Below are 22,199 nucleotides of genomic sequence, written 5' to 3'. Positions count from 1 at the left end.
AATCATGAAAAAAGCAACATTAACACTCGCCATTGTATCCGCACTGCTGACCGGCTGTGCGCAACAACAGCCAACCACCCACGCCGAGGCCACGGTGCCGCAAACGGCGGAAACCATGGCCGCCCGTCTGGTGGAAATCGATCGCGATCGCGTCTCGCATCCGAACGATATTGCATTGCGTGCGGAACAGTCGGATCTCACCAACCAACTGGTGAGCACCTATATCAAACGCGCTGAAATTGCGGTGCGTAAAAATAATTATGAGCTGGCGGCAGAAAATTGGCATAGCGCCCTGCTCTATCAGCCGGGTAACCTGCGCGCCCAGCAAGGGTTAGCGAAAATCAACGCGTGGCGTGCGGTGGATAAAACCTATCGTGAAGCGGTGAAAGTCAGCACCAAAGACCCGGAGCTGGCGTTGCGTAAAGTGAAGCAAGTGCTGGAGGAGGATCCGAACTGGCCGCAGGCCCGTGCGCTGCGTGACCATCTGCTGCGTGAAATCTCCACCATGAATCAGCCATCAAAACGTCTGAGTCGTGAACTGCAAAAACCGATTTCACTCAACTATCGCCAGCACAACCTGGTGGCAATTTTCAACAGTATCAGCCAGTTGACCGGCATCAACATCATTTTTGATAAAGATGTCTCCGCCAGCGCCACCGCCAGTATGATCGCCAAAGACACCACCGCAGAAGATGCGATCGATGTGCTGCTGATGTCCAACAACCTGCGTAAAAAGGCGCTGAGCCCCAATACGTTGTTAATCTACCCGGCGACCGCGCAGAAAGAAAAGATCTATCGCGATGTGGTGGTGAAAACCGTGTTTCTGGCCTACGCCAAAGCCAAAGAAGTGAATGTGGCGCTGCGTAACCTGGTGAAATTGAAAGATATCCATGTGGATGAACGCACCAACTCCATCACCATGCGCGGCACCGAAGAGAGTGTCGAAAAGGCAGAACGTCTGTTGGTGACGCTGGATCGCCCGGAAGCAGAAGTGACACTGGCGGTAGAAGTACTGGAAGTCAGCTCCGATGATGTACAAAAACTCGGGGTGAATTTCCCACAAACCATTGGCCTCACCTTCGGCCAGGGTACCGATACCAGCCGGTCAACCAGCAGCGACGGCGTTCCCATTAGCGCCCTCCGAGCCGGTAATCTGCTGGTGAATATGAGTGGCATGTCGATAGATATGCAATCCCTGCTGAGTCACGCCAAAGTGCTGGCCAGTCCGCGTATCCGTGTGAAAAACAATAAAAAGGCGATGGTGGACATTGGTCAGAAAATGCCGGTGCTTACCTCTACGGTCTCTGACGGCATCATGCAGGAGAAAGTGGAATATCAGGATGTGGGGATGAAGCTGGAGGTGACACCAGACATCAGCATGGATGACAACATCTCGATGGATGTGAAGTTCGTCCTGAGTACGCTGGGTGCACCGCTGACTAAAAATGGTGCCACCTACTACAGCACCAATAGCCGCGAGGCGAATACCGTGCTGAGCAGCAACAACGGTGAGACCCAAATGCTGGCGGGCCTGGTGAAGCAGAATAATGTCGACACCGATAACGGCGTGCCTTATCTGAGCAGAATTCCGGGCGTTGGCCGTCTGTTTAAGAGTAAATCGGACGACCAAAAGCGCACGGAAATCATTTTGCTGATCACCCCGACCATCGATCGCAATCTGGATCTGCCAGGCAGCCATGTCAGCACTATCGAAATGGGCACCGACGAGCTGCCGGGTGAAAGCCTGCAATTACGCGGTCCGTTGCCGGATGAGGTGATACCACACTTTGATGCGCCGAGTCTGGCACCACCGGCGCAGTTCCCTGGTCATTCCGCCAGTCTGCCTTCACCCGCCATTAAGGGTCAGCAGGCAATATCCGGGGAGGAGTAATGCAACGGCAACGTGGGTTCACTCTGATTGAGATGATGGTAACCCTCGCCCTGATGGGGACGCTGGCTGCGGCCGCGACTCCTCTGGTGCAGCATTATCATCAGCAACGCCAGGAAGAAGCGTTACGCATCGCCCTGCGCGAGATCCGCACCGCCATTGACAGCTACAAACAGGCCACCGTCGACGATCGCATCGAAAAAAAATCCGATGCATCAGGTTATCCGCCAACGTTGAACGCGCTGGTGGAAGGCATTGTGGATAAACAATCACCCAACGGCACCAAAATCTATTTTTTGCGCCGTATCCCACGTGATCCGATGTGCGAATGCGAAGGTCGCAAGGATGAAGAAACCTGGCGCCTGCGCGCCGCCGATCAACCGCCGGGGGAATTTAGCGGCGGTAAAGATGTTTATGATATCAGCTCCAGCAGTGGAGCCACGGGACGGAACGGGGTGCCCTATGCGCAATGGTGAGAAAGGTTTTACGCTGATTGAGCTACTGGTGGTGATGACCATTATCGCCACCCTGATGACGCTGGTCGCACCGCGTTTCTTTTCGCAGATTGACCGCTCGAAACAGGTGGTGCTGGAGCACAACCTGAACACCCTACGCAGCGCGATTGACAATTTCCGTCGTGACCGGGTGATTGGACCTTACACGCTGGATGAACTGGTGGAAGCCGGATACCTGCGGCAGATGCCGCTCGATCCGGTCGCCAACCGCCGCGACAACTGGGAAGCTGTCACCGATGAGGCTGGGCAGGTGATTGATGTTAACTCACCCTCACTGGGCAACCCGGAGCAACAGCATGAAGATGAAGCGTTTGACGACTGATTTGCATCAGCAGCAAGGCGGATTTTCCTACCTGCTGCTGTTGATTGGTTTATCGGTGCTCGCGCTGACGCTGCTGAAAAGTACCGATGAAGTAACCATGCGTCATCGCCAGGAGCAGGAAGCCGAGCTGCTGTTTCGTGGCGAGCAGATCCGCGCCGCCATCACGGCTTATCGCACCAACGGTGGCGGTTGCTTTCCCACCCGTTTCGAACAGCTTCTGGAGGACCGCCGTGGGTTAAATCCCGTCCATCATCTGCGTCAGCATTACCTCGATCCGCTGACGCAAAAAAAGGAGTGGAACATGATCCTTGATGCTGATGGCCGCTGGCTCGGGGTAACAACACGGGGTGAAGGCATCCCGTTACGGAAAACAGGTTTTACCCGTGAGGCCACGGACTTTGCCGAAGCGGAGACCTATCAGGACTGGAAGTTTGTGGTGAAAAGCGATTTGACCGCACCGTTTCCTGCGGCCTGTAACAAGTGAGGTTGTCACAGGCAACATCCGAGAATTTCCTGATCAAACGCTGAAAACGCTAGCTGATCTACGGCCAAATCTGATGTCTTATTAATTCTTCCTGATTTCCGTCGTGCTTAGATTTCAGCCTCATAGCACTTGTGTTAACGTCCCGGCACTTTCAGCGCAAGGAGGGGATAACTTTGATAAGTGTTACCGCGACACCACACGATGCCCTGTTCAAACGGTTTCTTAGTCATCTCCCCATCGCTCGACAGTTTTTGGAAATTCACCTGCCGTCATCAGTACGGCAGCACTGCGATTTGAATACCCTGCAACTGGTTCCAACCACCTTTATTGAACATGATCTAAGCGCAATGTATTCCGACGTATTGCTGTCAATGAAGACCGACTGCGGCGAAGGCTATATCTATGCACTGATTGAGCATCAAAGCTCGCCTCACCAACATATGACTCTGCGTATGATGCGCTATGCCGTTGCCGCCATGCAGCGCCATCTTGATGAGGGTCATAACGAACTCCCGCTGGTGGTACCCGTGCTGTTCTATCAAGGGAAGACGACTCCCTATCCTTACTCTATGAACTGGCTGTCCTCCTTCCGCGATCCGCAATTGGCTGAAGAGATCTATTGTCGTCCTTTCCCTTTGATCGATATCACTGTGATCCCAGATGATGAAATCATGCTGCATCGCGATGTGGCACGGTTGGAGATGGCCCATAAACTGGTACGTATGCGCGACATGCTGGACAACATTGACCCAATAGCAACCTTGCTGTCGGTAGATTACAATGATGATCTCTCAATCGACGTGATCTCGTACCTGCTGCGCTATGGCGAGACCACTAACCGAAATAAATTCGTTGAGATAATGATGCAAACTAAACCGCAACTAAAGGAACAGATTATGACCATTGAACAACAGTGGCGGCAGGAATCACACCAGGAAGGTAAGTTGGAGGGTAAGCTGGAGGGTAAGCTGGAAGTGGCGCAACGCCTGTTGGACAAAAATCAGAGCCTTGAAACCATCATGGAAGTGACGGGCCTGACACAACGGGATTTACAGCAACTTATCCATTAAAACAGTAAGACGATGCTTAATGCGGTTAACTCCCGTGTCGTATATATATATACTTCGCGGGTCTGGACCATTAACCAACCCATCTGATTTTAATGCATAAAAATGAAACAATGACAATCATGTAAAATGAAAATGATCTTTCTGGGTCGTGAGTTGTTTATTATAAAACACTGAAAATAAAAACACACAAAAGACTAATGAATACAATAGCCAATAGAAGCGAGTGCATACATTATCACACCACACTGGACAGAGTTAAATTATCCGAAAACTTAACTGTAACCAGAAGCCACGAATCAATTCAATCTAACCATTTTCACTCCAGGATAAAACCGAGCATCCTTTCAAAAAAAGAAGCAGACAAAGAGCGGGCACTTGCCAATGTACAAAAAGCAACGAAGCTTAATGGACAATCCCTTGGTGAGACAGTAGATACGCTGATCGAAACGATTACGGCCGGATATCCAACAAAAAACTTCCATTCCAGACTTATAAAAGATTGGAAAGGTGACCATATAATAGGATATGGCAACTGGGCAGGAGACACGCGGAACTTTGAATCACTGCTCATGTCAGAATCAACAAAGTCACTGAATAAAAATGATCACATCAAATACGGAAGTCTTTCGTTCCATCCTCATGAAGGTTACAAGTGTTATGGAAATAGTTCAATTTATTTTCACGAAGGGATTAAAGAAAATATGACCTTCACGCCAGGAGATTCGTTGAGAATATACAAGAGAATTAGACCTGATAACCTTATAGACTATCCATTTGCAGTTAATGGCAATCTATACCCTATAATAGAAAATATGAATCTTAACTATCTTTCCCGCCAAACGGTGTTGAGTTGGAACGATGCATTCGGAAACTTTTGTGGCGGCTCAACAGTGGAATGGCAATATCATGGCCCCTTGCCTTTCGAACATATCGAATACATTTGTTTTAGTGCTGGCACACCGGAACATCATTTAGATAAAGTTAGTGGTGTTTTTGAAAATTTAGAAAGAATAAAAAGAGATAAATTAAACTTAATGGAATGACTACATCGATATACTTTACTCTGGCTGGTTTGAAAAATCTCTCAGGCAAAAACCACCATCATAACGCTGCGCTTATCCCGACACAAAACCCTTAGCACGCTAATATTAATCTAACGCTTCACTTACATTGTTTTGACATAAAATTACAAACATCATCGCAATCACTATAATAAAGTTTCACCCCTACGTTGCGTAAAGGTCATAATCATGAAAAACCGCTTGCTCGCAGCCGTAATCCTTCCTCTTACCGTTCCGTTTATTGCTTATGCCCATGTAAAATGGTTTGTTGAGTTTGACACCACCAAAGAACCCGAGTCGTTATATGCCATTATCCGGGAACCCCAAATTTGGTGGTTAACAGCATTGTCGATCGTGGTTATCTATATCACTTCCTGGCTGGATCGTGAGTGGCTTTCCCCGGTAGATCGACCAGAGTGGCAGGATAAACTCTCCATCCTGCAAAGTTTTGTGCCCGACATCATGCGTTACGGCACCGGGTTGTTCTTCCTCGGGCTGTCGGCCGCCTTCCCCTATATCATGCTGACGCCAGAATTGGTGACCGATAACCCGATGCTGCGCTATATCCATATCATCATCGGCGTGACGGCCTTTCATCGACGCAGCAGTTTTATCGCCGGGTTAGGTATCCTGTTTCTTTATAGCTATGCTGTGCAGCTGTACGGCACTTTCCATATGCTGGACTACCTGGTCTTTGTCGGCAGCGCTTTCTATTTAATTATGCAAAGCGTGCGACCTAAAGGTGAAGCCGGACAGGAAGTAGAGTTGCTAAGGTTGGTGCTGTGCTACTCATTTTTATGGGGGGCGATTGAGAAGTTTATGCAGCCCGACCTGTTTTTCCAACTATTAAAAGAACATCCTTATTTAGCGATGGGTATGGACTGGGAATTCTTCGTCCGTGGTTGTGGTTTTGTCGAATTTTGCTGTGCGTGGCATATCCTCACCGGAAAGCTGGCCGGTTATGCCGCCATTGCATTGATGACCTTCTTTGTGGTTGCCGCATTGATTCCCTTCGGTTTGATTGATTTTGTCGGCCATTTCTTATTCATCGTTCCCCTGCTTGCCATTCTGTTTACACCGAGACGCACGCTTCCGATCTCCTCGGCATTGGGCAGCACCGTTGTGTTTACAGCCACGCTGGTATTCCTGACTTTATTTGCCTATGCCAGTTACTATGTTTTGCATTATCAGCTGCATCCAAATCTATTTTGATCCCAGTCCGCCTGCTTGCAAGCAAGCGGTTTTCCTTCCGATACCGCCACTGGCGGATGAAACCGCTGCAACGGAAGACATTTTATTTGCGGCGCACCTCAAAGAACCGGGATTTTTATTTTTACGGCAACTTATAAGTTTTACGTGTAATTTTTTTTCATATATAAAAAATCAAGGCATGGGATTTACATCAAGGAAATCAATGAGAAGCAACACAATATTGTTAGTTCGATATGCAAAAAAAATCTTTGTCGGTTATAGCTATTCATCCTCAAAATGCTGGATTTTACCGACTTATTCTTTCGGCATTCCCATGATAGCCTGCTTGATAATTACACCAACCAAGGGAATAAACATAATGAATGCTACTGCAACACCGCATGATGCTTTCTTCAAAAAACATCTTACGTATTTGCCGACAGCCAGGAAGTTTCTTGAAACATATCTCCCGGTGGAAATACGCCCACATTGTAATTTAAAAACGCTAAAGGTGGTGCCGACAAGTTTTATTGAAAGTGATCTGAATGCATTTTATTCCGACGTCCTTTTTTCTATGGAAACGGATTGTGGTCAGGGTTTTATTTACAGTCTGATTGAACACCAAAGTACTCCGGATAAGCACATGGCGTTCAGGATGATGCGCTATGCCATTGCAACCATGCAGCGCCATCTTGACGAAGGTCATGACGAAATCCCGCTGGTGGTGCCATTTCTTTTTTATCATGGGAAAAGCAGTCCCTATCCTCATTCAATGAATTGGCTGGATGCATTACATAACCCGGCGCTGGCGAGAGAAGTGTTTTCTCGTCCTTTCCCGCTTATCGACATCACGGTGGTCTCCGATGAGGAGATTCTGACTCATGAAAGTCTGGCATTGCTCGAATTCCTTCAAAAACATGTGCGTCGTAAAGACTTGCAGGACATTCTGGACCCGTTGGCGACATTATTTGCTTTGAAGTACAATAGTGATGAACAAATGGCCGCTGCGGTTCGCTATATCCTGCAAACAGGTGAAACCGCTACACGTGATAAATTTATCGAAGCACTTACGCAGGGCAGACCTCAACTCAAGGAATACATTATGACGATTGAGCAGGAATGGCGTCAGGAATCACGTCAAATAGGTATGCAAGAAGGTATTGAGAAGGGTATTGAGAAAGGCATTGAGAAAGGCATTGAGAAAGGCATCCAGAAAGAAAAACTGAGAATGGCGCGCCGCTTACTCGACATGAAGCTGGATATGGCAACGATTTTACAGGCCAGCGGTCTGACTGAACGCGAATTGCAACAACTCGATTCCTGAAGCCTCGCTTAATGATGTAGCGGCGCGATTTATCGCGCAGGTTTTGATTCCCGTGCCAAAAACATTGCACGATAAATCGCCCCGCTACAGATTGTGGCTTAACCGAGACCCGTATCGGGCCGGAACGATACGCTCATTTGTGCCACGAACTCTATATGTGAACTGAGAGCGCTGGAACCCCGTGGTCGTGGCAATACCATCGGTGGGACAAGATGCCCGCCTTTCCTGGCACAGCAAGCCGGAATGGGATCACCGGCAATATAAATCAAGCGCATATTCTGCCCCAGCAATTCCTTTTCATCGGCATCGAGACTACTTAGCGCCCTCTGCCTGGCCCCAGTCCCTAATTTAGCGGGCGAGAAGCCAATCATTTTCACTGGCCATCCACGGGAAAAATTACGCCCTGCCGCATAACTTGCCGCTGCCGCCCCTAATGAATGCCCGGTGATGGTCACGGCAGTCCTGGCAGGGATTTCTTTCATCAGGGCGCTGACCAGTTTATCCGCGTCCTTATACGTCCGTGGAACCCTGCCAAAAAAGTTTGCCACATTGGCCGACATCTGCCTGCGCCATATCGATCGGTTTTCCCACATGCGTACAGCAAGACTCCTCGAAGCATAACTGCCGGAAGAAGTGCCACCAAAACTGACGACATAGCGTTCCGGGCTGTCTTCCGTTGCATCCTCATGAAAAATAAAGGCGACCATGCCGCTATTACGCACTGTAATCCCGCTGGGATGACCCTGCCAGGATAACTGGCTGAAACGAGGGTTTTCAGTGTCGCCCATCCGGGCGATGACTTTCTGCTCTATCTCAGGAACCGCTTTACCATAGTTAACCGTTTTCGCCGTATCGCGATGGTAAGCATAATCGGCATAGTAACTGGCAGCATGAATCTCGCGATTACTGACAGTCATGCGCCCATCATTATCGTGCAGAGTGCTGGGGTTATTACATACAAAGCAATAAAGATTCATACCATCAATGCTGCCCAACGGGTCAGGTTCAATCCAGCGTCGCAGCCAGGGCGCATAATAGCGAAAACCGTAGTACACCAACCCACTGGCATCCCGCTCTTTACCTGCATAACGCCGGGTCTTTGCTGCGGATCCATACTGGTGGCGGACAGCCCAACATGCTGAGCCGCCCCAGGGATAATAAATTTCTTTGCTCAGGATTTTACCCTGGGCATCCAGTTCCAGCGAGTGACTGCCGCTACGATCTGTAGCAATGAAACGCACCTGGATCCGCGGACAGTGTTCCGGTCGTCCCTGACGCCAACAATGAAGGCGCGTATGATTAAGCGTAATGACGAGCTGTTTTGCCGTCCGTTGCCCGTCACTGCGGGCCTCGCGGATTTCCAGACCCGGAAGATAACCTACCCATTGCCGATGCAGCACTTTTTTCACCCGCTGGCTGGATGATTTTATAACTCGTTGCCCTTCTGGCGCATAGCAATACTGTTCGGTGGTCATATCCTGGTATTTCCCTGGTGAGAATGTGTCTGAAAAATACCCGATGTATTGTCCGATAAATATTATGCCGGACCGGGAAACGCGTAGTCATTGGTTCACTTTACCATAAGAATCGGAATTCTACCTGGTACACTTTTTTTTGATATTTCATTATGCTTTTCCGTTTTGATTACTTCCATTTTATCCTTCATATCTCTGAGTTGCTTTAGCCAATCCTGTGAATCATAAAATCCAGAGAAGCGAATATTCCTGTTAAAGCCAGGGTACATGTCTTTGTAGACATCATCACAATTCGCCTCAAAAGTATCTCTTTCGAGCACAGCATCGCCAATGATTTGTTTTGCGTATTTTTTTTATCCTGCACACTGCTTATTTATTTTATCGGAAATATCAATTATATTCTGAACTCGACGTTGGTAGTGATTTATCTCTTCCTGCTGTTTTTTATCAGACGTTGCTGTTTTTGCCTTCTCCAGCGTCTTCATTGCCTTCTCAAGCTCGATAAGATTGACATAAATATCGTTGGTAGTATCCCGACATTCCCGAAGACAGACAACATCGCTGCTTAAAATCAAATGTATCCCTATCATGTCCATAATTATTCTGTTTTCATTAAACAAATTCACGCAAATCTGAAGTTCATACGACTGTGAGGGCAGAACACTCACAATATTTGCAATTTGCTTTTTTATCCTGTCAATGCATTTTCCCATTTTTTTATAATCGCTGCGCAACGCTTCAACATCCTGCTGTATATCCCTGGCAGATCTTACGTTAACTTTTTCTGCTGGAAGTTTTGTATTCAGGTCAACCCAAGAGTTTAAACCTTGGGTGCCACTATCATATCGAGTTAAACCCTGTTGGGTTTCAGCCAGCGAAAAGTCATTATTTCGCATGACCGGCCCCATGCCCGAAATGGCTGTAGCAGCGGCAGCATTTATTGCCGTCCCCCATCCCATAACACCTTTGGGGGCGAGGGTAGGGATTGGAGGGGGTGACACATGAGATTTAGCATCAAAAATTTGCGATCTTAATTTCTCCCCGGTATTTCTCACATCTACCGCATCAGAATAATTTGGAATGATGTTTCTCTTTCTTTTAACTTCAGCTTTATCAAGTTGCTTTCCGGAGATATATTGAGATACCCTATGCTGGGCTATGCTATTAGTCATAACTTATCCATAATCAATTTTTTAATATTAAAGTTTTCATGAAAAACAAAAAATCAGGCGTAAAGCCAGGAAGGGATTATACGTGAGGAAAAAAAATGAAATCTGAGATTTACCTTTTAAAGGCGTGACGATATAAACCGATCCTGTTCCAATAACAATTTTATCAGGCCATCATTATTCGGTTAATATGAGAAATTGTGAAAATCATATCGGTACGGACCCGGAGCGACGCAGCTTTTGACAGACCATAAAACAGCGCGATAAATCGCGCCACCACGAATTCGCACAAGTCAGTTGGTCGTAAGCTATCTGCTAACCGATCTGCGTTCGCCTGATGAATAACGCTACTTCTTCGAATGCATTGGTCTTCTTGCTTCGATTCTGGCGTTCCCTGTCTGCGTGATCACAACATCAATGTAATCTTTTACTGGACGTATATTATTGAGATAGTCACGGCCAAAATAAAAAGCATCATCCTGCGCGGTACTGTTGATAAGTGGCATAAAAACCTTGCGATTCAGAAGGTCTGCGCATTGGAAGATGAAATTATTCGCTACAAAACGGTCGTTAGCCTGAATCAACGCCATCTTATCGGCGATTACCTGACATTTTCCCACCAGCGCAGAAAGGTCTGCAATATATTCTCTGATTGTCGCTATTTTATTGTTCACCATGGTCCTGATAGCAGGATCATCAGGGGTAGCGGGTGATTCATTTAACTGATCGATATGTAATTCAAATTCTGCAATTTTTGCTTTAAGTTTATCAATGTTTTTATACGAATCCCTGATAGTTTTCGGACAATCTTTAAGGCAGTTATTCACCGATACATTGTCTAATTTCACACCATAATCTTGCTCGGCAAATGTATTCTGGTAATAGGGCGGTGTACAGGAACTGGTTTCAGAAGGCTGACTTGGGATAATTTCCTCAAGTTTTTTTTTCGTAACTTCGACCAGTTTTTTACACTCTTGCAACTTTTCAATTCTCGTTTGAAAGCGCTGCAATATTTCTTCCATAGTGTCTCTTCTTTGAATGTTATGCTGTCCTGAGGCAGTCTTTAACAGGGAGTGTTGAGGATAGGCAAGTGGCTCCGCAGGTAAAATCGGCTCCATGGCAGAGATTGTCAGTGTGTTCTGCGCCAGAAGAACATCCCTGGGTAATCTATTTGTGTTATCTGGAATTAAATTAACACTTGATGCATACAACCCTGCCACAATTTTTTGTTGCCACGTATCGGTTTTCAGTATGAGTAGCGGCTCGTCCCGCTTAGCAGTATATCCAACTTTCAGATCCTGGTTGCCATTTTTAACGGTTGTTAACGCGTTGATTATATCGTCCTTGTTTTGATGCTTTGTTTTATCTACCCTTGCTGAACGATGACGAGTCTGTTTTGCTGTTTCTCTCTGGCGCGCATGAAACGTCCCGATTGCGAAATTGAATTGGTTATTGTTTATCATCCTGATTTCTCCTGTGTAATCCCTACATGTAAAGATGCTGGTTGCACAGTAAAAATAGTCGCCCTGCCCAATTTCTCCAGTTTACAAAAAAACCCTGTTCACCGGTTGACCGGCTCTCAGGGTTTATTTTGTCTGGCAGGATCTATCGCGCCGCTGCCAACCGGGGCTGGTATTAAGGCTTACTTAGCGATAGTCCAGGCTTCCTGCCATGCCCAGCCTATACCCGGTTCGTAGGCACTCGCCATACCACACCAGCCATTGCGTCCACTGTCGCCACGGCATTCATAGGTGTTACCATCGCGACCCTGAACTTTATCACCGGCCTGGTACACTTTACCCTGCTCCCAACCGCTGTTCTGGCCTGGCTGTTCTTCGCTGGTAGCGTGATGCAGGATGATCACAATGCTCTCTGCGGAATCCTGCTTACCGTCATTAACAGTGAGTTTGAACTGAAGAATTTCCTGATTGCTGGTTTTAGCCAGATCGAACGTTGCCTGCGCTTGATCTGCATTATTCAGCTGTACTGATTTACCGGCAGTCTGTTCCCATTTGTAGGTCAGTGGCGCGCCTTCCGGATCCCAGGAAGCTGAACCGTCTAGCGTAACACGACCTTCTTTCAGCTCTTTCGGCGTGGCGGTGATACTGGCAACCGGTGCCTGGTCAACCACGCCATCATTTTGCGCTTTATGCTGGATGTTGAACTCAAACGGTGCGGAATCTCTTGCACCGTCGTTAACCGTCAGACGGAAACGCAGCGTCTGGTCCTGCGCTGGGTTGTTCAGCGAGAAGGATGCTTTCACCTGGTCACTGTTCATCAGCGTCACTGTCGGACCAGAGACCTGTTCCCATTTGTAGGTCAAAGCGCTGCCTTCTGGATCGGATGAAGCGGAACCATCCAGCTCAACATAATCAGATGCGCCGGTGATGACCGCCGGATAATAGGCTTGGGCGGTCGGCGCCTGGTTAATCACACCACCATTACCACGATCGGCGGCATCCTTCATCTCTGCGACGTAAGCAATCTGATCGTTAATGCGCATTTCCTGGTCATTACGACCCAGAGTCCAGACGAAGAAACCGCCATAATTATTGGCTGCCTGCCATTCTGCACGGGCAACGTTGTTCGCACGCGTTTCGACCCAACGAATATCACCCTCACCCCACTGGCTGTTAATGGTTTGGCCCATCACGATTTTAGCTTTGTCACCGACAGCGTTAGCGTAGTTACGCATCGCCACATCATATTTAAAATTGTGACCCGCGTCATAAGCCATGACGTTATAAAAATCGAACACACCTTTACTTTGCTGGAGCAGGTTCAACACTTCGCCGAAGTGGATAGACCCCCCGTTGAAAGAACAATCCGGGGTTTTATTTTCCAGGCAACTGACCGGATCCGCACCCACATGGTAGGTAGTCAGGCTGAGGATTTTATTGCTGTTGGCACCCAGCAACGCTTTGACACGCTGCGCCAGTTTCAGCAGATGATCATTCTCTTCCGGTGTCAGACGTGCCTGTTTTTCGTAGTCAAAATCAATACCGTCCAGATAAACGGTACCAGCACGCTGATATTTGGTCATATCACAATTGCCGTTCCAGTCGGCCGCGACACATTCTCCGACCATTTCACCCGGTTGCATGTTCTTTTTGTATACCGGGAAGCCGGTATTCAACAACTTAACAATACCCTGAGCAATTTTTTCACGGTTCGTCTCGCTGGCTAAGTCTGACCACATGTATTCAAAGGTTTCGCCGCCGAACGCCAGCATCATTTTGGTATTCGGATTGGCAAGTTTAGCCTGAGTCCAGGCAATATAGGTCGGCGCCATATGTTCTGGCGCATAATCTGATTTCAGTAATTCATCAGACGTTGAAATATTCCCTGCGGTATCCCAGCGCCCAAAGGACAACATAAAGGTGTCCATTTTACTCTGCTGAAGATGTTCAGCCGTGAATTCGTTGGCAGACCAAGAGGTAAAATAGCTGATCGCACGCTGCTGATCAGCCGCCTGAGCGCCCTGCGCTAATAATGCGGTACCAATAAGTAAAGAAAGAGTTGGTTTTTTCAAGATAGCCTCTGAATTGTACATTAGATAAAACGCACGAAATATATCAAAGGCAATATGGAGAAATTTCTTGCTTTATTTAGGAAAAAGAGAAAGATGAAAGAGAATCAGCCGGTCTCATAATGAAAACCGGCTGGTTTTATCTACTGTGGCGTTATAGTACCGCTTTGTGGTTTATAGACGAACAGATAGACATCATTTTCATCGGCAAAGCCCCCCTTAACACCATGATAGTCTGCCGGCAATCCTGACCAGACATCACCTGTTTTTTGGGGAGTGCCCTCCAGCTGTCCAGTTTTCGCATTGAGCACCGCGAAGTAGCCTCCAGAGAAAAGATATGTCTTCTCATTTTCAGTAAAGGGGACAGTTATCGCCGCATCTATTTTTTTAGCAAACAGAGTGCCGTTGATACCAGGAAGCGCCTCAGTGGTTTTTTGTGTTTCTTGCCAGTTGATATGATAGAAAACGGAGGTATCGTTCTTGATATAGATAGAGGCACCATAAGGAAGTGCGGCTGTCTTAGGCATATCAAACATGACATCAGCACCCTGGCGCAAAAATTCGGGGGCATCAGCGAAGACATCATTACCGAAAAACATGTATTGTCCTGTGGAAGGAACAAAGTCAGCTATATTACTGCCGGAATAAATAGTACCTTCCCCTCCTGCAAAGTCGATGCCGCCATTAATTGCGCTGGCAAAAGGTGTACCTTTTAACACCGGCCATTTATCAATAACATGGGTTGGGGTTTCACACTTTTTGGTAACAGAACTGCATTTGGCAACCAGATAATCCACCCCTGCCGCATAAACAGGCATTGCATAACTCAGGGCACCGCAAAGTGCCAAACTCGCCAGGTATTGTTTCATTTCAAAATCCTTTTTGCTGTAACTTATTAAGCCTGTGGCAGGTAAGTGAAGAGATAGATATCATCATCCACAATGCTGAATGCACCATATACGCCCCGCCATGCCTCCCATAAACCGGAAAACACCTCGGTTACAGGCTTGGGTTCACCATCAAACTGACGAGTGTTAAGGTTCAATGTGGCAACATAACCTCCGGCGAACAGCAAAATCCGTTCAGAACCAGTGCCCGGAACCGGAACGGCTGCATCGATTTTGCCAGAGAAAATGGTCCCAGCCAGACCAGGATACATATCGGTGAGTCGTTGTGGAGTCAACCATGTTCCTTGTGACCCGCCATAATAAACGGCGGTGTCATTTTTCACATAAACGCTCCGCTGGTTGTTACCGTCGAAAACGACGTCAGCCCCTTCTTTATGCAGAAATTCGGGTGCTGAGGAAAATATCGTATCACTTAAATGGAGATACCTATCTATTTCCGGGTTGAATAAACCCACTGAGAGACCTGAGAACAGAAAGATATAACCTGAACTGGGGTCGATACCGCCATTCACAAAACTTGCAGCAGGCGTACCTTTTAAAGCAGGCCATTGCTCAATGACCTGAGTTGGTGGCGCACATTTTTTGTTTGAGACATTACATTTCGCCACCATCAGGCTCACCTCAACTGCGGAAGCAGGCATAATATTACCTGCCGCACCTATTAAGGCCAGGCTATACAGAATCTTCTTCATGAGAAAACCTCTTATTTCATTCTTTGTTGGGAATCGCTATTATTCCGCAATAAGAGTTATTTTCATTATGAATATATCGTGATATTTACCTCACCCATTTCCATCGAAAACAAGTCGAAGCTGATAACAGTGAGAATATTAACTTTAACAATAAGCCCGGATTAAGCCATTATCGATAAATCAGCACCCAGCCAATCGCGGCGATAATCGGATAAGGTCCAAACGCGAAAGGCTGGTTGCTTTTAACTCGCAGAAAAAACACCGCCGCGGCGATTGCCAGCAATGAAGAAACGCTGAATAACGTCAACAACGGCTGCACGCCGAGCCAGGCACCTAATCCGGCAAACAGCTTCATATCGCCCATCCCCATCCCCTCGTAACCGCGCAACCAGCGAAACACCAGCGACAGGCACCACGGCAGGCCGAAACCTAACAGCGCGCCGATCGCGGCAGCAGTAAAATCCGTCACACCCTGGCCGCTGACGGCAAATAACAGCGCCAGCACCAGCAACGGCAACGTCAGACGATCCGGTAACAGTTGGGTTTGCAGGTCAATAAACAATAACGGCATCAGCAGCGAAATCATCAACAGGTCAAACAGGCTTTGGCTGGTCACGCCTTGCTGCCACACCACCAGCGCGTAAAGCAGGGCCAGCAAGGCTTCCACCAGAGGATACTGCCAGGCAATCGCTTGCTGGCAATGGGCGCAACGCCCCCGCAGCAGCAACCAGCTGAGAAGCGGAATATTATGCCAGGGTTTTACTGGCTGTTGACAGTGTGGGCAGTGCGACGCAGGCCACGCGAGCGTGAGCGGCTCCCCTAACATCATGCGGGGTAATCGGTAAATCACCACATTACAAAAACTACCGATCACCGCACCTAATACGGCAAATAATACTACCAACATATTTCCCTCCGGAAGAAATCATAAGATATCAGAGCGCCCCGCTCCTTTTTCTGACCTGTACTAAAGAATCCTCTTTATCAAGCGGTTATCTTTCTCCGCATCAGGTGAGCGCTTCCGCATCACCCTTACACTTCCCGGAGATGCAACATGAAAGCCCGTATCGTTATTGCTGATGAACATACCATTATTCGTCGTGGCGTGATGTCGATGATCACCAATATGCCACCTGCCGCCAACGACAGTTTTGATAAACCCGATTTCACCGTGCTGGGCGACACCGCCTCCCCGCAGGAGCTGATGAGCCTGCTGGCGCATAACAAGGTGGATATCCTGTTTCTTGGCTTTTCGCTCTCCACCACCCAGACCCAGAACCCCATCAGCGGCATGGACGGCGTCTCCCTCATCAAGTGGATCAGCCGCAAATATCCGGCGATGAAAATCGTGGTGATGTCGCCGTTTAAAAACACCCTGCTCATCCGCCTCGCGCTGGAAGCCGGAGCCAAAGGCTACATCAGCCGTGATACCTGCGAGAAAACCTTGCTGCGTACCCTCAGCTCGGTACTGAACGGTGAAGTGTATATCGAGCGTGAGCTGATGGATTCAATGTTCCGTCGCGATAACTACTCGCTCACCGGTCAGGAACTCTCGCCGCGTGAAATTGATGTGCTGCGTATGCTGTGTAAAGGTCTGTCGCTGACCGATATCTCGGTACAGATGAACCTCAGCAACAAAACCGTCAGCGCCCATAAATTGCGCGCGATGGAGAAACTGGGGGTGAAAAGCGACTGCCAGCTTTACTGCCTGATGGCAAAAACCCAGATGTTTGATATTGCGATTTGATACCTATGCAAGCACGTATTGTTGTTGCTGATGAGCACATTCTGGTCCGTCGCGGGCTGATGGCGATGATCCATCAACTGCCCCCACTGGGCGGAGACTTTTTTTCCCGACCGGTTTTTTCCCTGGAAGGTAATGCCGACTCACTGTCACAGCTACTGACGCTGCTGGCCGAACGGACGGTGGACATTCTGTTCCTTGGCTTTTCGCTGGCAAAAGTGGGTAACGGCAGCGGCACGCTGCTCGAATGGCTGCGGGAGCATTATCCCGCAATGAAAGTGGTGGTGATCTCACCCTATAAAAACGCCCTGTTGGTGCGGATGGCGCTGGAAGCGGGTGCCATGGGGTATATCGGCCGCGACTGCTGCGAGAAAACCGTGCAAAGTACGCTGCGTTCGCTGCTGAGCAATAAAGTGTTTGTGCAGCGCGGCTTAATGAACGCGATATTACTGCATAAAACCGGTTCACTGGCTGGTCAGCCTTTATCGCCACGTGAAGTCGATGTCTTACGCAGCCTGTATGAAGGTCTGGAGCAGCCTGAGATTTCCAGCCGAATGGGGCTGAGTAATAAAACCGTTAGCGCGCACAAAATCCATGCCATGGAAAAGCTGGGCGTACAAAGCGATTGCCAGTTGTATTGCCTGATGACGGTTGCACAGATTTTTGATGAGGTTATTTAATCAGGTTTATTCAGGTCGGTATAAAAACCGACCCTTGATCACGCTCCTGCTCATTTTATTATCATGAATAGTTCCCAATCTGAACATTTAAACCTTAAATGTTCTCGCGTAGTCTTGCCCCTTTAATAAGACAATTTAATTTAATCACACCAGGCAAAATGATCATGTCAGGGAGCACAGTTGATATTGCTGTTCAGAATCCACAGTCAAAACACAAAATAAAACCACAATTAAAATGGATTATTCCGGCCGCCACTGCCTCTGTCGTTATTCCTCTCAGCACCGGGTATACCGGAACGGCTAATATTATCTTAACCTTTGCCATACTGCTGACAGCCAGAAGGAACCTGTTCACCTTCTATCTTGCTTGCCTGGCTTTATTGGTCGCCTCCTGCTATATACCCGCCGGTTATAGTTTTGGTAAACTCGACTATGGTTACGTCATTTCCGCCTTACATACCAACCAGATGGAATCTCTGGAGTTCCTGAAAGGCGTCAGCGTTAACGCATGGATCCTGTTATTTATCGCCATTTTATCAGTCAGTTTATTTTTCAAGCACGGAAGAGATTTCGATACCCGACACAGAGCGATTTATTTGATTGTTTTTGTATTAATCAATATCAATTCCTGGCCCACGCGATTCATCGTCACCGCCTTCACTCACGTACAACAGGTCAGCGCAGAGCTTGATAAACTCGCGCAAGCCAAAATGACGCCTGACAATTTCCACACCATTAGCGGTAAGATTAAATATAAAAATGTCGTGGTGGTGATTGGTGAAAGTGTCAGCCTGGATTATCTCTCCGTTTACGGTTACAAACATAACACCACGCCGTGGCTAAATACCGCACCCGGAACTTTCTTTACTGATTACATCTCCAGCGCGCCAAACACCTGGCTGTCATTACCCCGCACCCTCACATTGAGCGATGGCGCGCACACCCAGGAAAACAACAGTGTCGTGGCGTTGGCAAATAAGGCCGGTTTCAATACATTCTGGCTCTCTAATCAGGGTTTTCTCAGTGACACTGATACGCCCGCCACCCTCATCGCTACCAAAGCCAATCATCAAAGCTTCATTAAGAAGAGTGATTACAACAGCAAAAATTCTGACGATATGGCGCTGCTGACGCAGTTGCGCGCTATTGTGACAGACCACAATGACACCCCTAACGCCGTGTTTCTGCATATGATCGGTTCCCATCCTGAGACCTGCTCACGGCTAAATGGCTTCCCGGTACATTTCCGCGTTTCCCGACATGAGAGTGTTAATTGCTATCTCGCGACGATTCAGAAACTTGATGCTTTTTTGCAGCAGGCACAGCAGATTCTGGCACAACGCGGTGAGTCATTTGCGCTGATCTATTTTTCTGATCACGGAATGACCGTCGACAATAGCGACCGGCCGGTACGACATGGCAGCGACGCCCGGCAAAACTATCATGTCCCGTTCTTTATTCTTACCAGCGATGACCTCCAGCATCAGACCGACGACACCCCGATCAGCGCCAGACAATTTATTGCGCTGTTTTCATGGCTTACTGGCATCAGCAGCGATCTCATACCGGCACGCTCTCCTGAACAACTCGCTGATCAGCATCGAACGGTGTTTAACGGGCAAAAGATGATTCCGTACCAGGCATTGAATGAGAATGACATTGTTCAATAAGCCATCAGCAACAGAGGGCGCGACTTCGCCCCTCAAGAAAATCGCTTTCTCCGTCGAGCCTCGCGGCATCCCGGCCTTGGTTTTCTTACCCGTACTAAAGAAACCTCTTTATTAAGCGGTTATCTTTCTTCGTATCAGGTGAGCGCTTCCGCATCACCCTTACACTTCCCGGAGATGCAACATGAAAGCCCGTATCGTTATTGCTGATGAACATACCATTATTCGTCGTGGCGTGATGTCGATGATCACCAATATGCCACCTGCCGCCAACGACAGTTTTGATAAACCCGATTTCACCGTGCTGGGCGACACCGCTTCCCCGCAGGAGCTGATGAGCCTGCTGGCGCATAACAAGGTGGATATCCTGTTTCTTGGCTTCTCGCTCTCCACCACCCAGACCCAGAACCCCATCAGCGGCATGGACGGCGTCTCCCTGATCAAGTGGATCAGCCGCAAATATCCGGCGATGAAAATCGTGGTGATGTCGCCGTTTAAAAACACCCTGCTCATCCGCCTCGCGCTGGAAGCCGGAGCCAAAGGCTACATCAGCCGTGATACCTGCGAGAAAACCCTGCTGCGTACCCTCAGCTCGGTACTGAACGGTGAAGTGTATATCGAGCGTGAACTGATGGATTCAATGTTCCGTCGTGATAACTACTCGCTTACCGGCCAGGAACTGTCGCCGCGTGAAATTGATGTGCTGCGTATGCTGTGTAAAGGTCTGTCGCTGACCGATATCTCGGTACAGATGAACCTCAGCAACAAAACCGTCAGCGCTCATAAATTGCGCGCGATGGAGAAACTGGGGGTGAAAAGCGACTGCCAGCTTTACTGCCTGATGGCAAAAACCCAGATGTTTGATATTGCGATTTAAGCGCCAGTCTCTTGCATTTAAAACTATGGCGCGAGCAATCGCGCTGTTTTACCGGTTAACCACCGACATAACCTTCTCGATAAAACGGTTCAACAGCAATTCGCAAAGACATCCTGTTTGATGGTGCCCAGACTGACACGCCAGGGTCAACAACCCGTGCGATAAATCACGCTGCTTCGAGGTTACAGCTATTTCTTCATAAAAATCTCACAGCGGGTTCGTTTTCATTTCAAATCAAGCCTTCTATTCTTCTTGCTCAACTCTCCATCCCGGCAGGAAGAGATTATGCCAAATTCAATCCGGCTCACCGGTAGTCACGTTAACGTAATATCTGGACCTACACCAACCACATCCAGCCAATTGACTCAGCACACACATTCCTGTGTAAACGTTACAGAAACGACCCCATCGTCTAATGCCCCGGTCATAACTCTCAATTATGAGATAAAAAAAGACGACAACGGGAAAGAGGTTGGATTATTACTGGGATCCTTTACCACCACAAATACGGTTTACCCGGAAAAAGAAGACATCATTGCGCTGGCTAAAGTAATATTTTACACAACCAGATTCCCCGTTAATGCATGGGCACCTGTGCTGATCTATGCGGCAGAAAAGGACTTTGACCCTAACGCGCTATTTGCGCCAATAATTAATGGTAAGAGAGGTCAGCTTTATGCAAAAAAAATTGACGAATTATCTTCAGTCGTTAGTTACCTGATCAAGCGAATTTCCGAAAACAAAGATGGTGCGAAACAGTCCTCCAGGATACAGAAGCTGAATCGTTTTCTGGATGAAGTTTCAAAGTTGATTAAAAATCGCGGTTTTATGAGATGCCTTCTTTTTCGCAAGGCTCCTCTACCCCTTGTTCTTCTCAGCGAAGAAAGCCTTAAAAAAGCAGAGAAAACTTTTTCTCTGATCACTGAACTCAAGGCCTCAGTCGATTGCATACACTGTTCTTATAAACTGAATGCAGAATTAAAAAACACTTTAATCTTAGCTGTGATAGATTATTTCAAAAAACATGATAAAGATATTTCCGCATGTTTTCATTTCACGGAGACGTCCAAACAACAACGTGAAGAAAAGAGTCTTATTCATTTTTCCATCCGGTCCGAGTCAGCCAGGCCTCTCGACATCAAACCATTACCCCCCTTTACAATCTGCCTGAATACCGCTATCCAGATTTTGACACATCTTGAACAACTGCAAAGGCAATTCTGTCCTGGCTCAGACGCTGGCATCCTGTTAGGAATAGAAAATTTAACCCTGTCATCATTCTGCTATGAAAAGAACAGTGACAGAATACATTTGACTTTAGCCGGCATGCTGGCGTTGTTAGTCGCTACCAAGGCTCCTGACCTTCATCTTACGTCAGTTCAGCAATGCGAATTAACAACGAAACGAAACCAGGCATTGTATGCGATTATCGATGAATTACTGGAACATACGCCTGAATGGAAAGAAATTACAAAATCACAGAAATTTATCGCTAGGCGCGATTTCACATTAGGCCTTAATAAAAAGATACGTTACTTCCACCGTGAACTCATAAAAATACAGTCTGCTATGTCGTAACACGTTAATCAGCCTTATATGGAGC

At 47.7% G+C, this 22,199-nt stretch carries 20 protein-coding genes; 13 read left to right on the top strand and 7 right to left on the bottom strand.

Features of this window, described 5'->3' with window-relative positions; all coding sequences use genetic code 11:
- The first annotated feature begins 4 nt into the window (after positions 1 to 4).
- The 8 genes from AC6I8W_RS23670 to AC6I8W_RS23635 all read left to right on the top strand — a co-directional run bounded on the left by AC6I8W_RS23670 (position 5) and on the right by AC6I8W_RS23635 (position 7,855).
- Positions 5 to 1,891, top strand: a complete 1,887-nt coding sequence (locus AC6I8W_RS23670) for a secretin GspD/PilQ domain-containing protein (protein ID WP_497838968.1) — start codon at positions 5 to 7, stop codon at positions 1,889 to 1,891.
- Entirely contained in the window at positions 1,891 to 2,364 is a 474-nt protein-coding gene (locus AC6I8W_RS23665) for a type II secretion system protein (RefSeq protein WP_497838967.1), read from the top strand. The genes AC6I8W_RS23670 and AC6I8W_RS23665 overlap by 1 nt, the downstream gene beginning before the upstream one ends.
- The gene (locus AC6I8W_RS23660) at positions 2,351 to 2,725 is read left to right on the top strand and encodes a type II secretion system protein (RefSeq protein ID WP_497838966.1); all 375 of its coding nucleotides are present in this window, start codon (positions 2,351 to 2,353) and stop codon (positions 2,723 to 2,725) included. Before AC6I8W_RS23665 ends, AC6I8W_RS23660 begins: the two co-directional genes overlap by 14 nt.
- Positions 2,700 to 3,209, top strand: a complete 510-nt coding sequence (locus tag AC6I8W_RS23655; RefSeq protein ID WP_497838965.1) for a hypothetical protein — start codon at positions 2,700 to 2,702, stop codon at positions 3,207 to 3,209. Before AC6I8W_RS23660 ends, AC6I8W_RS23655 begins: the two co-directional genes overlap by 26 nt.
- Positions 3,210 to 3,385: 176 nt before the next feature.
- Positions 3,386 to 4,279, top strand: coding sequence for an Rpn family recombination-promoting nuclease/putative transposase (locus AC6I8W_RS23650; protein WP_497839080.1), 894 nt, complete (start codon positions 3,386 to 3,388; stop codon positions 4,277 to 4,279).
- Between the two features lie 197 nt (positions 4,280 to 4,476).
- A complete protein-coding gene (locus AC6I8W_RS23645; RefSeq protein ID WP_497838964.1) occupies positions 4,477 to 5,322 on the top strand; it encodes a hypothetical protein in 846 nt (281 codons plus the stop codon).
- Between the two features lie 207 nt (positions 5,323 to 5,529).
- Positions 5,530 to 6,552: a MauE/DoxX family redox-associated membrane protein gene (locus tag AC6I8W_RS23640; RefSeq protein ID WP_497838963.1), complete on the top strand. Its 1,023-nt coding sequence runs from the start codon at positions 5,530 to 5,532 to the stop codon at positions 6,550 to 6,552.
- Positions 6,503 to 7,855, top strand: coding sequence for an Rpn family recombination-promoting nuclease/putative transposase (locus tag AC6I8W_RS23635; RefSeq protein WP_497838962.1), 1,353 nt, complete (start codon positions 6,503 to 6,505; stop codon positions 7,853 to 7,855). Before AC6I8W_RS23640 ends, AC6I8W_RS23635 begins: the two co-directional genes overlap by 50 nt.
- A gap of 98 nt (positions 7,856 to 7,953) precedes the next feature.
- On the opposite strand, the gene AC6I8W_RS23630 is transcribed toward AC6I8W_RS23635, so the two are convergent.
- The 7 genes from AC6I8W_RS23630 to AC6I8W_RS23600 form a co-directional block, all read right to left on the bottom strand.
- Complete coding sequence (locus tag AC6I8W_RS23630; protein WP_497838961.1) at positions 7,954 to 9,330, bottom strand: RHS repeat-associated core domain-containing protein; 1,377 nt, start codon at positions 9,328 to 9,330, stop codon at positions 7,954 to 7,956.
- A gap of 353 nt (positions 9,331 to 9,683) precedes the next feature.
- Entirely contained in the window at positions 9,684 to 10,502 is an 819-nt protein-coding gene (locus AC6I8W_RS23625) for a hypothetical protein (RefSeq protein WP_497838960.1), read from the bottom strand.
- A 344-nt stretch (positions 10,503 to 10,846) separates the two neighbouring features.
- Positions 10,847 to 11,962, bottom strand: coding sequence for a hypothetical protein (locus tag AC6I8W_RS23620; RefSeq protein ID WP_497838959.1), 1,116 nt, complete (start codon positions 11,960 to 11,962; stop codon positions 10,847 to 10,849).
- Positions 11,963 to 12,141: 179 nt separating this feature from the next.
- The gene (locus AC6I8W_RS23615; RefSeq protein WP_497838958.1) at positions 12,142 to 14,031 is read right to left on the bottom strand and encodes a glycoside hydrolase family 18 protein; all 1,890 of its coding nucleotides are present in this window, start codon (positions 14,029 to 14,031) and stop codon (positions 12,142 to 12,144) included.
- 140 nt (positions 14,032 to 14,171) lie between these two features.
- Positions 14,172 to 14,897, bottom strand: a complete 726-nt coding sequence (locus AC6I8W_RS23610; RefSeq protein WP_497838957.1) for a hypothetical protein — start codon at positions 14,895 to 14,897, stop codon at positions 14,172 to 14,174.
- A gap of 26 nt (positions 14,898 to 14,923) precedes the next feature.
- The gene (locus tag AC6I8W_RS23605) at positions 14,924 to 15,628 is read right to left on the bottom strand and encodes a hypothetical protein (RefSeq protein WP_497838956.1); all 705 of its coding nucleotides are present in this window, start codon (positions 15,626 to 15,628) and stop codon (positions 14,924 to 14,926) included.
- 169 nt (positions 15,629 to 15,797) lie between these two features.
- A complete protein-coding gene (locus AC6I8W_RS23600; protein WP_497838955.1) occupies positions 15,798 to 16,535 on the bottom strand; it encodes a prepilin peptidase in 738 nt (245 codons plus the stop codon).
- A gap of 147 nt (positions 16,536 to 16,682) precedes the next feature.
- On the opposite strand from AC6I8W_RS23600, the gene AC6I8W_RS23595 reads away from it, so the two are divergent.
- The 5 genes from AC6I8W_RS23595 (at position 16,683) to AC6I8W_RS23575 (ending at position 22,174) form a co-directional block, all read left to right on the top strand.
- The gene (locus AC6I8W_RS23595; protein WP_497838952.1) at positions 16,683 to 17,375 is read left to right on the top strand and encodes a LuxR C-terminal-related transcriptional regulator; all 693 of its coding nucleotides are present in this window, start codon (positions 16,683 to 16,685) and stop codon (positions 17,373 to 17,375) included.
- A 5-nt stretch (positions 17,376 to 17,380) separates the two neighbouring features.
- Positions 17,381 to 18,052 carry a LuxR C-terminal-related transcriptional regulator gene (locus AC6I8W_RS23590; RefSeq protein ID WP_497838954.1) on the top strand — a complete coding sequence of 224 codons (672 nt, stop codon included), beginning with the start codon at positions 17,381 to 17,383 and terminating at the stop codon, positions 18,050 to 18,052.
- Positions 18,053 to 18,216: 164 nt separating this feature from the next.
- Positions 18,217 to 19,722, top strand: coding sequence for a phosphoethanolamine transferase (locus AC6I8W_RS23585; RefSeq protein ID WP_497838953.1), 1,506 nt, complete (start codon positions 18,217 to 18,219; stop codon positions 19,720 to 19,722).
- A 181-nt stretch (positions 19,723 to 19,903) separates the two neighbouring features.
- A complete protein-coding gene (locus AC6I8W_RS23580; protein WP_497838952.1) occupies positions 19,904 to 20,596 on the top strand; it encodes a LuxR C-terminal-related transcriptional regulator in 693 nt (230 codons plus the stop codon).
- A 285-nt stretch (positions 20,597 to 20,881) separates the two neighbouring features.
- Entirely contained in the window at positions 20,882 to 22,174 is a 1,293-nt protein-coding gene (locus AC6I8W_RS23575; protein ID WP_497838951.1) for a hypothetical protein, read from the top strand.
- Positions 22,175 to 22,199 lie beyond the last annotated feature (25 nt).

This window comes from Pantoea sp. X-Soil-TKNS-1211, assembly GCF_059730495.1.
The sequence above is the reverse complement of the archived record's forward strand: the minus strand, read 5'-3'. Positions and strand labels throughout refer to the sequence as shown.